Consider the following 14,546-nt stretch of genomic DNA (forward strand, 5'->3'; position numbering starts at 1 on the left):
CGGATCACTTTGAAAAAAATGGTCTAGACAAATGGGTGCATTATAAAGAGTATTTATCCTTGTTTTTGACCTGCAGGCTCAATCACAAAATTCAGTAAAAAAACTCAGATATTTATTGGCAAATTACACAAAAATTATAGCGGCTGCATGTCTTTTTTATTTTTTCTACATTCAGCCAAAACGCGCTTATTTTAAGCGTTAGCACATTATTACAGCGCCAATTTACATTATTATAGGGTCAAAACTCGTCACACGGGGATTGCCTTTTTTCTTCGTTTAGTAAATTTCTTAATATTTATAGCTAAAGCTTCAGGCTAGCACTTGATGTTGGAATTCAGGAATTTTTTGAGCATGAAAGTTATGCTAAGTTTTTGTTGGTAAGTAAAGGCTGGATCCCAGTGGGCTTTGTTGCATAGCACCTTAAGCAGTGATGGTTTACGACAAATTTATGTAATGATTTCAAATTTAGCCATACCAATATCAGTGAATTTGTTAAGCAAATAGCACTTAATTAGTAATTCTTTTTCACAATTTACTTCAGATTTATTCCTAAACAAATACTTGCTTCAACCTTGAGAAAAATCCTTCTATGTAAGATCTTTTTCCATAAATTGCTTCCTTTTTCCACTCTTTTACACCATCTTGTCCATATAATTTTATTAACCTAATAGCAGCATTTCTGTCAGACATATAATCTATTTTTGAATGTTCTGCTGCGTCCTTTTTTGGTAGAACTTTTGTCTTTATATCGTATTTCTTACACAATTTATAAAGTTTGTGCCTATCGTATGCCCTATCTGCATATAATGCTTTTATTTTGTGCTGAAAATTAACTTCTTCAAGCAAGCTCCATAGTGGTCAGAGTAGACGCCATTACTGTATCTTGCAGCTATAGCTTTTTTACTATTCATACTTAACATAACATGTAACTTTCTTACTTGCTCGTAGCTTCGGTACTTTCTATCTGTACTGTTTTCCTTACTGTGGCCAGGAGTGTTACTGTAAATTTGTGCTATCTATGATAATTTCAATATTTTCCATGTTGCTTTTATCAATCCTGCAATCATTTTTAGCTCCTGTTATTGATTGTGGTAGTTACATAGAGTTTTTAAATGAAAAAGAAGTTGATCATATTAATAATAAGATGTTTGGTGGTACAAAAGTATTTCGTGATGTAAAAAATGATATTGCAGAAAGAGATCTGCCACCATATGGTGCCAAACAAATATATGCAATAGACTTTTTTTATCCAGACATTGCTTATTGCGTTATGAATAAAGTAATGGAGAGCTCTTTAATCAGCGAATATAAAGATGAAGATACAGGTAAAGTTAAATATAAGCTATCCATTGATCCTGCGCGTGTGCCAGCTATGAAACCACAAACTCTTGAAGAAAAAGTAGGGACGGGTGGACCAAGTGTAGATAGTGATTTTGGTAGTTCACCTAAGAACCTGTACATGATCTCAAGAAAGGAATAAAGTAGGAGATGATGTATATGGACAAAGATATATGAGAAATTTATACCCAAGTGACATAAGTCGAGAACAATTTGAAAAAATCAGACCAATTCTGGAGAGTAGCAGGAAGAAAACAAAACCAAGAAAACTTGACTTATATGATGTATTTTGTGGAGTACTATACATCCTAAAAAGCGCCTGCCAGTGGAGAATGCTGCCAAAAGATTTTCCAAAATGGCGAAGTTGTTATGATTATTTAAAAAAATGGAGTGAAAAATCAAGCGAAGGTACAGAAAGTATTTTGGAACGTGTATTAAAAAAAATTAGTTGGAGAGGTCCGTATTGGCAATGGGAGGAAAGAGAAAACCAGCTTTTGTATAATTGATGCTCAGAGCGTAAAAAACGCAGATACCGCTGAGAATAAGGGCTACAATGCTGGTAAAAAAATTTCAGGAATAAAGCGCCATATTGCAGTAGATACTCAAGGGTTACCACACGCAATTTATGTAACAACTGCAGAAATAACTGACCGCAGCAGTGCTGTGAAAATGTTCGGAAATGCTAAAGAAACCCTCTCTGAAGTTAAAAATATATTGGTTGATGCTGGCTACAATGGAGAAAATTTTGCAACACAAATAAAGGCAACTATTGGTGCCAATGTTGAAGTAATAAAGCGAAGCGAATTACACACTTTTGCTGTATTGCCGAAAAGATGGGTTGTCGAGCGCTCTTTTGCTTGGCTGGAAAAATGCAGGCGTTTGTGGAAAAATTGCGAGCGAAAACTCAACACTAGCTTACAAATGATCGTTCTTGCTTTCTCTGCTTTACTTAGTACCATAGTAAAGGGAATGACGAAATTTGTAAAGTAGTTTTTACTCAAATGACGCCCAGGCAAAAACTATATGGTTATGCAAAAAATCTATTTTTAAAACTATTAATATAACATAGAAAAAACCTCACCTTCATTAATAATAGATTACTTACCAATTGGGTAGTCACCAGTGAAGCAAGCATCACAATATTGCGGTGTAGCGTTGTTACGTTTTTCTTCTTTAACAGCCCTGTATAGTCCATCAATACTCAAGAAGGCTAGGCTATTTACTCCTATAATTTCCTTAATTTCCTCTACAGATTTATTTGCAGCAATTAAATCTTTGCACTCTGGCGTATCTATTCCATAAAAACAAGAATGCTTAATTGGTGGGCTTGAAATTTTGAGGTGAATCTCTTTTACTTCCGCATCCTTTAGCATAACTATTATATTTCTGAGCGTACTACCACGCACTATACTATCATCTATTAAAATTATGTTTTTGCCTTTCAAAGTGTGCTTATTAGCATTGAATTTTAATTTTATTCTAACTTTACGTACTTCAGCGGTGGGTTGTATAAAAGTTCTTCCTATGTAATGATTACGAATTATCCCCAGTTCCATAGGTAATCCTGAATGCTTTGCATATCCAATAGCTGCAGGTATTCCAGAATCAGGTATTGGTACAACCATATCTACATTGTTTTTTGGTGGGCTCTCTTCTGCAAGTATTCTTCCTATTTCTTTTCTTATATCATATATGGACCTCTTCTCCATTATGCTGTCTGGTCTCGAGAAGTAAACGTATTCAAAAATACAAAAACTTGATTTTTGCTGTGGGAAAGGAAACATTGAGGCTAGCTTACTATCCGGACTGATGGTAACTAATTCGCCTGGTTCTATTTCTCTAATAAACTCTGCATTTATTATATCAAGAGCACAAGTTTCAGATGCAAGAACGTAAGAACCGTTTAACTTTCCTAAAACAAGAGGCCTGATTCCAGATGGATCACGTACTCCAATAACTACTTCTTGATTGATTGCCACAAAAGAATAAGCACCTTGTATTTGCTTTAATGCATATATAAAACTCTCTAAAAAGCTATCTTTTTCACTGCTTGCTGTCAGATGCACTACTACTTCTGTATCAATATCTGACTGAAAAACGCACTCTTGTTTAATTAATTGTTCGCGTATCGGAGAAATATTAATTAAATTACCATTATGTGCTATGGCAAAATCCCCAAATTTGCCACTTTTGCCAAACATGGGCTGCACTCCAAATTTACTACCACTTGTTGAGTATCGAACATGACCTATTGCACAATCCCCAGGTAAGGATTTCTTTATTTCATCTATATCATCAAATACACTGCTCACTTGGCCTTGAAAGTGATAAGAGTGCAGCTTATCATTGTTACTGGTTACTACGCCAAAAGACTCTTGACCTCTATGCTGCAAAGCGTGGAGAGCAAGTATAGAGTTAAAAGCAGCACTTTGGTTGTAACTTATGCCAAATACCCCGCACTCCTCATGTACTTCATCAAGCATGAAAAATATTAAATAAAGCCTGATTGTACTTTAGTAGAGGCAAAGTACAAGAATTTTATTTGTTAATCCCTTTCAAAGTTGAAGCTTTCTACGGTAGTTTTGATGTATACCAGAAAGTAGGTTATATGCAATTAACCAATTTTGAGATTTTTGACAATTTTTTAGCACTGAAGAGAAAAAGATATTTTTATTGACTTATCTATGTATTGAAGTAATCACTAAAAAGTTTTAGTGGTTATGGTATATAATATGTCTAAGCAAGTAGGTAAACAAGGTGAAAGTAATCTTATTTTAGAGCCTGAACAGTTCTCTAACAGCTTCTTCAATAGTCAACAGAGTAGTTCATCAAATCCAAAATTACCGACTATAAGTCGTAAAGATAGGCATATGGATTTAATCAAGAAAAGGTACGCAAAAAACAAAGATGTTGCAGAATATCTAAGAAGTTATGACTTTATTAAAAGAGCAGAAGAATTGTCAATAATTTATCTTTTTGAGCGAGACTCATCTTCTACGAAATTGCAAATACCATTGACTACAGATGAACAAATTCTAGTTAAAAAATTTTGTGATGAGATGATAAAAGGTATAACAGAACACGATGAGCAAGAAAGCGTTTTAAAGTACATGGAACGCATAATAGAGGGTTATTTAAATCAAGGAATAAGATTAAACTCATATTACGGTAAGGATAATAAGACTGTAACAAATTTTATATTTGAAAAAATGGAAGAATTAATTAATCGCTTTCATGCAAATCCACACAATTCAACTACAAAAAATATCATACAAAAGATCACTCGTAATTTAGTGTTAAAAGGTGGGGTAGAAAAAGGATTATCTTTTTATAGCGATATTGAAGGCGGATATTACGGCTCTAATTATTTAAATGATCTTAACGAACAATGTAAGAGTAAGAAAAAAATGCTAGAGGGTCTAGCATATGAAGGTATTGTGAAAGAAAATAACAAGCAAATTGATAAATATGATCTTGAAGTAGAAGTAGATAATAAATATTTTTATATTAAGTATCCACAAGGTAGTATTGTTGAAACTGCGAGAACTTTAAATAATGAAAAAGCTAAGGATTTAGAAGTTGGCATATTTCAGATTGAGGAAAATATAGTAAAAGTTGAAATTACAGAAGATGGAAAAAGAAATTACACAGATATCTTAAAAGGTGGTATTGAAATATTTTTTACTACTAAAATAGGAGAGATTAGTATTTATCTACGGAAAGATGGTAACAAAATGGTAGTAGAAATTGATGAGAAAAGCAAAATAAGGTTTAGCAAGTTAGAAAACAAATCAAGCTTTGGAGGGAATTGTCTTATACAGGGGAAAAGTGTTTTAGAAGTTATGGGCAAGAGTTTTGAAAATATTCCTGAGGAGTTAACTCAGACTATTAAAAACGTTCCATCTACTAGTCTTATGCAAACATGTTTACAATAACAAGAAAACTCTAGTAGGGAATTAAATTAATGTATTTTTAGGATAAGAATTAAGAAGTTAATTATAAACATCCATACGCATTCGATTGGAGTAGAGGATATGGGGCAGCAATTAGCACAAGGACTAAAGGCAAATATGGTTGTCAAATAGTGATTGATTAAATCAATTTAGAGAAGTAAATAGCAGCTTTGCAGCTTGTTTTTATGAACAAAGATAAAACGTTGTAGCCAAGTGCGCTTTCAGCATTGTGCTGAATTGCAATATCTCTGTGTTCTAACTCCTCATCACGAAACTTACTTATAGTTTCTCTTAATTCCCCATCTTCTAAATGTAAGACCTGCTTCTTGTAATGCTCTTCGATCACCTCTTCAACTGCAGCAGTGCAAGCCATAGCAGCTTTTTTACCCATCATAGCAGTTACAACACCAAGTGACACCCCTAAAACATTCCAAACTGGCAACAAAACAGTAGGACGAACTCTTTGCTCCTTGATTTTCTCATTAAAATAGTGGAAATGTTTTTTTTCCTGCTCCTCCATTTCAATTATTTTGTCAATTATGGAAGATTTTTTAAGAATAAATTTTTGACCGGAATAAATGCAAATGGCTCCATATTCGCCAGCATGATTTACTCTAATTGCTTGTTCTAAAAAATTTCCTTTCAATTTTTTTATATTGCTTTCCAATGTCTCCTCCCTTTATTTCTGCATTAGTACTACTATAAACCAACATATTATAGAGTAAATAAAATTCCATGCGTACATTGCACAAACATTGTGATTACAGGAACTCAAGCAGCTATAGCAACGGCAAGAGTTACTTGACGGACTCCTCCATTCTCCTTAAAATAAGGGTGAAGATATATTATTTATCTTCAGTCTGTGCAGATAAAGCGACAAAAAGCTCAATATACTTGATGTTTAATTTTTTGTACTATGTGCACTCTATGTCTTTATAAAACTTTTACCCACATAAGCTAAAATGCGCTTATCAAAGGATTTAACACAATGAAAAACGCCAATTAAAAAAATAGGTAGTAGCTGATAGATTTTCTTTTGCCTTTTTCTCTGTTTAGTAAATTTTTCAATATTTAATGCAATTAGCCGGTACTAAGATGATAACGAGTAGTAAGCTAAACATCCGTGTAGTTATTGGCATTATCAAGATATTCCCTAATCTTCTTCAAATCTTCCCAAGCTAAGTGTTTTTGTGCTGGTTGACGAAGTAGATAGGCTGGATGAAATATAGCGGCTGTAGTAATTGAATGAGATAAATATTGGTTAGTATAAGTATGAAATCTGCCACGCAAGTTCGATATAGTCTTTGTGTTATCAAGAAGGCTATAACATGCAATTCCTCCGACAAAAATCAGAATTTGCGGTAAAATAAGAGCAATGTGCTTCTCAACAAATGGTCTGCACATATCAAGCTCTAGGTCAGTTGGTTTTCTATTACCTGGTGGACGCCAAAACACCGCGTTGCTTATGTACACCTTAGTGCGGTCCAGATTAATTGCACCGAGCATCTTATCGAGCAGCATTCCGCTTGCACCACAAAATGGTATGCCTTTCAGGTCTTCATTTGCTCCTGGTGCTTCACCAACAAGCATGATTTTTGCATTTGGATTACCATCGGAAAAAACAGTATTAGTTGCAGTTTTTTTTATTTCACAACCCTCAAATGACTTAACTGCACTTCTTAGTTCATCTACACTACCACATTCACTTGCAAGCTTCCTTGCTTCAATGATCCAGTCACTTGGGAACATGGCTTTTTTCTGCTCGATGACAGAAGACTGTGCAGCTCTCTCATTTTCCACTTTTTTTTCCTCTTCACTTTCAGTTAGTGTGCAATCAACTCCCACTTCATGATAGAACTTCAACAATTCTAGATCTTCATTGCTCATAGTGTCTCTTAACCTTTTGTGCTTTTTTCATAGCCAAATCATACTTCAACTTAGATAAATGTCTAATGTATAATATACCATTTAAGTGATCCAATTCATGCTGAATACACCTTGCAAGCCAACCACTAGCTTTTAGCGTCTGTTCTTCGTTATTTAAGTTTTTATATTTTACAGTTAAATATTTTGGACGCTTGATTTCATGGCTTTGCTCCGGAATTGAAAGACATCCTTCGCTCATAATCACTTGTTCATCGGATAATTCCTTAACTTCAGGATTAATCATGCAAAACTTACCAACTGAATCATATCCTACTAACTCATCTCCAGCCTTTTCTGTCTGAACGTCCATGACAAAAATTCTCTTCAGCACTCCAACTTGTACTGCAGCAAGACCAAGACCTTCTGCATCGTACATAGTTTCGAACATGTCGTTTACTAATTCTTTAATTTTATCGGTTATATCTGTTACTTCACTGGCGCGTGTAGTTAATCTTTCGTCAGGGGCAATTACAATTGGTAACTTAGACATAAAAATTGTAATTCTGTGTTTTATTTTTCTTTTTGTCTAGGTATATTAAAATGTTGCTACATTTATGATAGAAATATAAATTCATTCAGGGAAGCTACAATTTAAATGGAATCGCATCATAAGGTCAACCAATGTACTCTGCAGTAATAACAAAACCAAAGCAGAATGTTTTTGCTGTTTTAGACGTGGGTACAACAAAAATTATCTGTCTCATTGTTAAAATCAATAGCAATTTTAGCTATAAAATAATAGGAGTGGGTTATAAAAGTGCAGAAGGTATAAATGGTGGATCAATAACTGATGCAAAGCATGCAAGTTACTCTATTTCATCAACTGTAGGTTTAGCTGAACAAGTATCAGAAGAGACTATAGACCAGATATATGTGAATGTGGCTGGATGTGGGATTTCGTCTTTTAACGTACATAACGAAATAATTGCAGCTAATCACGAAATTTTAGACCGAGATATAAAACGTGTAGTCTTTCAGACATTTGAGAAATATATCGAAGAAAATGTTATAATTCACAATATACCACTTAAATATCACTTAGATGATATGACTGACATAAAGGAGGTCAGTGGATTATATGGAAAAAGATTGTCTGCTGATGTTAATGTTGTCACTGCTTCGCGTCCAGCTCTTACCAACATTGAAAATTGCATAACTAATAATAGTGGGATAAGTATGGCTGGTTGTGTTGCTTCTGCATATTCTGCAGGTCTTGCTTGTCTAAGTGAAGATGAAAAAGAGCTAGGAACTGCCGTTGTTGACATAGGAGGTGGATGCACTGCAATTGGAATTTTTAAGAGAGGAAAACTTGTGTACACAAGCAGCATTCCAATTGGTGGCATTCACATTACCCGAGATATAGCTTATGGACTATGCACAAGTATAGAGCATGCTGAACGCATAAAAATACTATACGGTAGCACTATTGTAACTTCAATAGATGAGAATGAATGTATTGCAGTGCAAAGTAATGAAAGCGATGAACCAACTCAAGTGTTTAAGTCTGAACTTGTTAACATCATAAGACCAAGGATTGAGGAAATACTTGAGCTGATAAGAGAACAATTTCAAGAACAGAAAGATCCAATTAATAAAGTAGTGATCACAGGTGGAACCAGTCAACTCACAAGCATGAAAGAAATTGCAAGCTATATATTCAATAAACAAGTCCGTATCGGATGCCCTGAATCTTGTAGCGGTCTTGATGGCGAATACGACAAAAATCCTGTATTTTCTGCTGCTTTAGGCTCTATAAAGCTAATAGTTGACACCTTTTATAGAAATAATTCTGGAATGCTTGGTCACGATGGCAAAATAAGTAAGTTATACCATTGGGTTAAATCAAAAGTCACAGTCTAGATTTTTGTCTTTATCTCTTAATATACAAATGGCTTGATCTAGGAGCTTATTTTTATAGTATTATTACACTGATGTATCCGTAAGAGAAGCAGAAAATTACAATAAAAACGTAAGAAACATGAACATAACTATACATTCACAAGAAGATTTTGACTTTATGCGTAAAGCTGGCAGGCTTGCAGCTGAAACCCTTGATTTTATTGCACCATACGTCAAAGTAGGGGTAACAACTAATGAATTAAATGATCTATGTCATAATTTTATAATCAATGCAGATGCAATTCCAGCACCACTGAATTATAAGGGATATCCGAAATCAATTTGTACTTCGAAAAATGCTGTTGTATGTCATGGTATTCCTGATGATAAACCTCTTAAAGATGGAGATATTTTAAATATTGACGTTACAGTGATTTTAAATGGCTGGTATGGTGATACAAGTCGCATGTTTTGGACTGGTAAACCCTCAATAAAAGCAAAGCGTTTGTGTAATGCTGCCTACAATGCGCTAATGGAAGCGATAAAACAAGTTAAGCCCGGCAATAAGTTAAATGAAATAGGATTTGCTATAGAAAAATATATTGAAGATTTTGGATATTCTATCGTACGCAATTATTGTGGACATGGCATAGGAAAGGTTTTTCATGCTCCACCAAATGTTGTACATTTTTATGATGAAGGTGAGGATCTTATCTTAAAAGAAGGCATGTTTTTTACGGTAGAACCAATGATCAATGCTGGAAAACATGAAACTCTGCTCAGCAAGCTAGATGGCTGGACAGTGACAACACGTGATCTTTCACTTTCTGCACAGTTTGAGCATACGCTTGGAGTCACAAAAGATGGAGTTGAAATATTTACACTATCACCTAAAAATTGGCATTTTCCACCTTATGATTAGATTTTTTAAACACTTGGTTTTTGAAAAAATCTAACTCTTAACTTGTGATATAGCAACTAACCCAATTAGTGCACAGAAAATCATGTAAAAACTTGCTAAAGTTCCTTGTCCTGTAACTTTGATAATAGTTGTGCATATAAATGGTGCAAGACCACCAAAAAATCCCGAAGCTATATTTCTTGATAAACCAAATCCACTGTATCGTACCTTTATTGGGAATAATTCGCACATAAACGCGCTAACAGGACCAAGAGAAGCAGCTATTGGGATTATAAAAAGAACGTGCGCCATTATGGTGAGCAAATTATTACCACTTAGTATCATTGAAAAAACTGGATAACTTACTACTATAAAAGTCACAAATGCAAATTTCATGACTCTTTTTCTCCCTACCTTATCAGAAAGCATTGCAAATAGTATAGTCAATCCTCCAAGTGCAACCTGATTCAATATTTCTACTGCGTGATTAAAGTGAGTGTTTATTGTTGATGCAAGTAGATTAAAAAACACTAAATATATGTAAAGAGATGCATTCTCAACTATGTCAACTCCAATTGATATTAGAAAAGGTTTTTTATAGCCATTTAACAGTTCTTTTAACGGTAGTTCATGTGGCTTTTCCTGCTTTTTATATTCTGGGCTTTCATCGAGTATATATCTCATATATATACTGATTAATCCTATTACAAAACTGAAAATAAAAGGCAATCTCCATCCCCAAGATTCAAAATCGGATACTTTTTTGCATATAAGCACCACTATAAGACTTAATATTGAGCCAAGAATTGCGCTCAATACTTCAATACTGCCAAAGAATCCTCTTTTATTTTTAGGAGCATGCTCTATTAAAAATGGGGCATTTCCTGCCTCTCCTCCAAGAGATATACCCTGCAATAATCTTAAACATACTACCAGTACTGATGCGAGTACCCCAATGTTCTGATACCCTGGAACAAATGCAATAAGTACGGTTGATAGAGTCATCAATATGATAGAGAGAAATAGAGCAATCCTTCTTCCATATTTATCGCTAATGTGGCCAAATATAGCAGCACCAATTGGTCTTATTAAGAAACCCACTGCAAACACTCCAAAAGCTTTAAGTATGCTGACTAATTTGTCGTCTGATGGAAAAAACACATCTCCGATTATGCTTATTAGATGGCTGAAAAGCATGTGATCATACCACAACAAAGTGTTACAAATTAAACTTGATAGTATTACTTTTGTTATTTGTTGCACAAAATCTTCCGTAATTTGTTTGATATTATAGTAATATTACTTACTTTTTCAAACGTGAATTATGTAAATGTTATATTAACAATATTATCTTATTAAATTTTTATATCGTTGATTATATTTAAATATTCTTATACTATACCTATATATTTCCATATATTTTTTGGCGAGAAAGTTATTTTAATTTAAGTGCACAAAGTCTCTTGATATGACACATATTCCAGTTTTGTTAAAAGAGATGCTACTGCAATTGTCACCACACAGTGGTGGTATATATGTGGATGCCACGTTTGGAGCTGGAGGATATAGCAAAGCAATATTGGAATCCGCTGATTGCAAAGTGTATGCAATTGATAGGGATGAAACAGTTACCAAATTTTATGATGATCTGAACGTTAAATACCCTGATAGAATAAATCTATTTATTGAGAAATTTAGTAATATTAAAAATTTATTAGATAGTAATAATATTAAAGGTATCAATGGAATAGTTTTCGACGTTGGAGTTTCATCTATGCAGCTTGATAATGGAGATAGAGGATTCTCATTTCTACGTGATGGCCCACTTAACATGAGCATGGATAACTATTCTCATATGAATGCTTCGACATTTGTTAACGCTTTACGTGAAGAAGAGATTGCAAATACTATATATAATTATGGGGGTGAGCGTCATTCTCGTAAAATCGCAAGAGCGATAGTAAATGCGCGGAAGAAGAAAATTATCAAAACTACATTTGAACTTGCGGATATTGTACGTTCTGTAGTGTTTCGTGGAAAAAGCAAGATTGACCCTGCAACTAGGACATTTCAGGCAATCAGAATATGGGTAAATGATGAGCTAGGAGAGCTTGAAAAGGGTATTAAAGCTGCATCTGAGATTTTAAGTGAAAACGGCAAATTAATTGTAGTTACCTTTCATTCTCTAGAAGATCGTATAGTTAAAACCCTTTTTAAAGATTTGTGTGAACCAGGACCTACCAAGACATTCTCCCTTTTAAACAAAAAAGTGATTAAAGCAAGTTCGGAAGAAATAAATGCAAATCCGCGTGCGCGTTCAGCAAAATTAAGAGCTATACAGAGGTTGTCATGAGAACCTTCTGTATTATTTCAATAACTATGTTTTTACTATAGGGTTATTTAAGGTAAAATTACATGTCCACTCACTAAATAAATAGCTAACACAAATAAAACGTGAAATTAATTTAGTGCAAAGCAACATAAAAGTTCTTCAAGCAGAATGAAGTTATTTGAGTAATCCAAAAAAACTTGCAGTCTTACGGAGAAATACCTAAAAAATAACTCTTTGATACTAGCTAGCCAGGTTCAACTCTCTAAATAGCCGCAGTGCGTTAGCAAAATCATAGTAACGATTAGGTTTAGGTTTTTAGATAAACACACTACAATAAAATTTACTTTAGTATAAAATTATTTGCATAAGATTTTGGCAGTCTTTTAACATCTTTTGGCATTTCAATTGTGTACTTTGTGTTGTGTTTCTTTGCGTAAGATATTGCTTTTTCAAGAGAATCAAACTTTAATACAATCTGTTTTTGGGGATCTTTTGAGCCAACCCATCCCATCAAAGGTTCAATATAGTAAGAACAAGGCTCAATTTTTAGGTACCAGAATTTTGTATTACCTAAGCCAGATTGTGTTGCAGTTTTTGTTGGCTTATAAATCTTAAAAACTACTTGATCGTTAATACTCATAGCTCTTACTACGTAATCTTAAGTATATATCTAAATAAATTTTTCCACAAAGAATTAGTGTGAAAGAATGAAGTTTGAAATAAATATTTTTATGTTATATTATTAAATTATATAAAAAGGATTAGCTGAATAGGAGTAATCGATGGCACAGCAAGAAATGGTAACAATTAATGCAGAGTTACGTGATGTAAAAAAAAAGAAAGCGATGCAGGCTCTGAGGGAGAAGGGAAGTATACCTGCAGTTATATATGGTAAAGGGCATGATAACGTAAATTTGACATTGTCTGCAAAGGAATTTACTAAACAATATAAATCAGGTGCTCTTTCTGCACATTTAATAGAACTAGATATTTCAGGGAAAAAAGAATATGCTCTTGTTCGTGATATTCAATGGCATGTAGTAAAGGATACTGTGCAACATGTTGATTTTCAGTTTGTTGATAAAGGTAGTGAAATTAAAATAGATATACCTTTATCATTCATCAATGAAAGTAAATCACCAGGAATCAAATTAGGTGGAGTGCTTAATGTTTTGTGTCGTTCTATTACTGTCAAATGCTCTCCTGAGAAAATACCTCAAGTCATAGAAATTGATTTGTCTGGCAAAATGATTGGTCAGTCTATACATATCAATGATGTAAAATTGCCAGAAGGTGTTAAATTTGTAGCTCATGAGGAAGAAAATTTCACCATTGTAACAATCTCTGCTGCTGATAGTGATGTTGAAGAGCCTCAAACAAAAACAGAGGAGTAGTGCATTTAATAGCTGGGCTTGGTAATCCTGGTAGTAAATATGAATTAACTCACCATAATATTGGCTTCATAGTTGTTGATGCAATTCACAAATATTGGAATTTTCAGTCATTTTCTAATAAAGCTGATTACTTGATAACCTCTGGCATAATTAATAATAATAAAATCATGCTGATAAAACCTTATTCATTTATGAATAATTCAGGTATTCCTATTGCAAAAATAAAAAATTTTTACAAATTATCGCTAGACAATATTGTTGTCATACATGATGATGCTGACTTAAAATTCGGAAGAATAAAAGTAAAAAAGGGCGGTAGCTCTGCTGGACATAATGGACTGAAGTCTATAGATAGCTTTATTGGTAACGATTATTGGCGTTTAAGATTTGGAGTAGGCAGGCCCGAAGGTCAGAAAAGCTTAGCAGATTATGTATTATCAAAATTTGAAAATTTTGATAATGTTATCCTCTTAGTGGAAAAAATAGCAAAAAATATACACCTGATGCTACAAGGAGATAACACAGCTTTTATAAGCTCAGTTGGAAGTGTATAGTAAGCGAATACTGCCCAATACAAGCATCTATAGCTAACCGAAGTAAGATTTGCCCAAACACTGAAAGACAAAATCAATAGCCGAATTAATATTGGGCAAAAAGCTTGGCAGTACTTTTCTTATGACATGCTTAATGGCAAACCAGAACTTCTCAATCGGATTTAAATCTGGCGAGTATGGAGGCAAGAACAAAATTTTACACCCAATATTTGCTATCAAATTTTTCGTCCTTGCAGATTTATGAAAGCTTGCTTTATCGAGAACAATAGTCTGTTTATAATGCACCCCATAAACTAGACCAAAAAAAAA

At 33.8% G+C, this 14,546-nt stretch carries 14 protein-coding genes and 2 pseudogenes; 8 read left to right on the top strand and 8 right to left on the bottom strand.

Features of this window, described 5'->3' with window-relative positions; genetic code table 11:
• Nucleotides 1–446 precede the first annotated feature (446 nt).
• Nucleotides 447–1,068, bottom strand: a pseudogene (locus LB100_RS03325) (transposase); the annotation flags it as partial.
• Here LB100_RS03325 and LB100_RS03330 point away from each other — a divergent pair.
• Together LB100_RS03330 and LB100_RS03335 are read left to right on the top strand one after the other, a co-directional pair.
• Nucleotides 1,040–1,480, top strand: coding sequence for a hypothetical protein (locus LB100_RS03330; protein ID WP_241653878.1), 441 nt, complete (start codon nucleotides 1,040–1,042; stop codon nucleotides 1,478–1,480). The pseudogene LB100_RS03325 and the gene LB100_RS03330 overlap by 29 nt on opposite strands.
• 31 nt (nucleotides 1,481–1,511) lie before the next feature.
• Nucleotides 1,512–2,328 (top strand): IS5 family transposase gene (locus LB100_RS03335; RefSeq protein ID WP_456201455.1). Its coding sequence is split into 2 segments (ribosomal slippage): nucleotides 1,512–1,775 and nucleotides 1,777–2,328, totalling 816 coding nucleotides; the frame shifts between segments, so codons are not numbered across the junction.
• A 107-nt stretch (nucleotides 2,329–2,435) separates the two neighbouring features.
• Here LB100_RS03335 and purF read toward each other — a convergent pair.
• A complete protein-coding gene (gene purF / locus LB100_RS03340; protein ID WP_456201456.1) occupies nucleotides 2,436–3,821 on the bottom strand; it encodes an amidophosphoribosyltransferase in 1,386 nt (461 codons plus the stop codon).
• A 249-nt stretch (nucleotides 3,822–4,070) separates the two neighbouring features.
• Here purF and LB100_RS03345 point away from each other — a divergent pair, with 249 nt between their 5' ends.
• Nucleotides 4,071–5,273: a hypothetical protein gene (locus LB100_RS03345; protein ID WP_456201457.1), complete on the top strand. Its 1,203-nt coding sequence runs from the start codon at nucleotides 4,071–4,073 to the stop codon at nucleotides 5,271–5,273.
• 157 nt (nucleotides 5,274–5,430) lie between these two features.
• On the opposite strand, the gene LB100_RS03350 is transcribed toward LB100_RS03345, so the two are convergent.
• The 3 genes from LB100_RS03350 to def form a co-directional block, all read right to left on the bottom strand.
• Complete coding sequence (locus tag LB100_RS03350; protein ID WP_456201458.1) at nucleotides 5,431–5,958, bottom strand: demethoxyubiquinone hydroxylase family protein; 528 nt, start codon at nucleotides 5,956–5,958, stop codon at nucleotides 5,431–5,433.
• A 446-nt stretch (nucleotides 5,959–6,404) separates the two neighbouring features.
• Entirely contained in the window at nucleotides 6,405–7,178 is a 774-nt protein-coding gene (locus LB100_RS03355) for a uracil-DNA glycosylase (protein WP_456201459.1), read from the bottom strand.
• Complete coding sequence (gene def, locus LB100_RS03360) at nucleotides 7,168–7,707, bottom strand: peptide deformylase (RefSeq protein WP_264330897.1); 540 nt, start codon at nucleotides 7,705–7,707, stop codon at nucleotides 7,168–7,170. The genes LB100_RS03355 and def overlap by 11 nt, the downstream gene beginning before the upstream one ends.
• Before the next feature lie 131 nt (nucleotides 7,708–7,838).
• Here def and ftsA point away from each other — a divergent pair, with 131 nt between their 5' ends.
• Complete coding sequence (ftsA, locus tag LB100_RS03365; RefSeq protein ID WP_264719750.1) at nucleotides 7,839–9,077, top strand: cell division protein FtsA; 1,239 nt, start codon at nucleotides 7,839–7,841, stop codon at nucleotides 9,075–9,077.
• A 103-nt stretch (nucleotides 9,078–9,180) separates the two neighbouring features.
• Nucleotides 9,181–9,978, top strand: a pseudogene (gene map, locus LB100_RS03370) (type I methionyl aminopeptidase); the annotation flags it as partial.
• 30 nt (nucleotides 9,979–10,008) lie between these two features.
• Here map and LB100_RS03375 read toward each other — a convergent pair.
• Nucleotides 10,009–11,220: an MFS transporter gene (locus LB100_RS03375; RefSeq protein WP_456201460.1), complete on the bottom strand. Its 1,212-nt coding sequence runs from the start codon at nucleotides 11,218–11,220 to the stop codon at nucleotides 10,009–10,011.
• Between the two features lie 205 nt (nucleotides 11,221–11,425).
• On the opposite strand from LB100_RS03375, the gene rsmH reads away from it, so the two are divergent.
• Nucleotides 11,426–12,310, top strand: coding sequence for a 16S rRNA (cytosine(1402)-N(4))-methyltransferase RsmH (gene rsmH / locus LB100_RS03380; RefSeq protein ID WP_264719748.1), 885 nt, complete (start codon nucleotides 11,426–11,428; stop codon nucleotides 12,308–12,310).
• A 319-nt stretch (nucleotides 12,311–12,629) separates the two neighbouring features.
• On the opposite strand, the gene LB100_RS03385 is transcribed toward rsmH, so the two are convergent.
• Nucleotides 12,630–12,929, bottom strand: coding sequence for an ETC complex I subunit (locus LB100_RS03385; RefSeq protein ID WP_007302320.1), 300 nt, complete (start codon nucleotides 12,927–12,929; stop codon nucleotides 12,630–12,632).
• 142 nt (nucleotides 12,930–13,071) lie between these two features.
• Here LB100_RS03385 and LB100_RS03390 point away from each other — a divergent pair, with 142 nt between their 5' ends.
• Both LB100_RS03390 and pth read left to right on the top strand, forming a co-directional pair.
• Nucleotides 13,072–13,683: a 50S ribosomal protein L25/general stress protein Ctc gene (locus LB100_RS03390; RefSeq protein ID WP_211907644.1), complete on the top strand. Its 612-nt coding sequence runs from the start codon at nucleotides 13,072–13,074 to the stop codon at nucleotides 13,681–13,683.
• Nucleotides 13,683–14,237 carry an aminoacyl-tRNA hydrolase gene (gene pth / locus LB100_RS03395; RefSeq protein ID WP_456201461.1) on the top strand — a complete coding sequence of 185 codons (555 nt, stop codon included), beginning with the start codon at nucleotides 13,683–13,685 and terminating at the stop codon, nucleotides 14,235–14,237. The genes LB100_RS03390 and pth overlap by 1 nt, the downstream gene beginning before the upstream one ends.
• Before the next feature lie 33 nt (nucleotides 14,238–14,270).
• Here pth and LB100_RS03400 read toward each other — a convergent pair.
• On the bottom strand, nucleotides 14,271–14,546 hold a 276-nt coding region (locus LB100_RS03400; RefSeq protein WP_456201462.1), incomplete at its 5' end, for a transposase.

This window comes from Wolbachia endosymbiont of Protocalliphora sialia (assembly GCF_053891855.1).

Excerpts from the sequence above, each read along its gene's own strand:
- rsmH (WP_264719748.1), top strand. The coding sequence starts at position 11,426 with ATGACACATATTCCAGTTTTGTTAAAAGAGATGCTACTGCAATTGTCA.
- LB100_RS03345 (WP_456201457.1), top strand. The coding sequence starts at position 4,071 with ATGTCTAAGCAAGTAGGTAAACAAGGTGAAAGTAATCTTATTTTAGAG.
- def (WP_264330897.1), bottom strand. The coding sequence starts at position 7,707 with ATGTCTAAGTTACCAATTGTAATTGCCCCTGACGAAAGATTAACTACA.
- LB100_RS03385 (WP_007302320.1), bottom strand. The coding sequence starts at position 12,929 with ATGAGTATTAACGATCAAGTAGTTTTTAAGATTTATAAGCCAACAAAA.
- purF (WP_456201456.1), bottom strand. The coding sequence starts at position 3,821 with ATGCTTGATGAAGTACATGAGGAGTGCGGGGTATTTGGCATAAGTTAC.
- ftsA (WP_264719750.1), top strand. The coding sequence starts at position 7,839 with ATGTACTCTGCAGTAATAACAAAACCAAAGCAGAATGTTTTTGCTGTT.
- LB100_RS03355 (WP_456201459.1), bottom strand. The coding sequence starts at position 7,178 with ATGAGCAATGAAGATCTAGAATTGTTGAAGTTCTATCATGAAGTGGGA.
- LB100_RS03390 (WP_211907644.1), top strand. The coding sequence starts at position 13,072 with ATGGCACAGCAAGAAATGGTAACAATTAATGCAGAGTTACGTGATGTA.
- LB100_RS03330 (WP_241653878.1), top strand. The coding sequence starts at position 1,040 with ATGTTGCTTTTATCAATCCTGCAATCATTTTTAGCTCCTGTTATTGAT.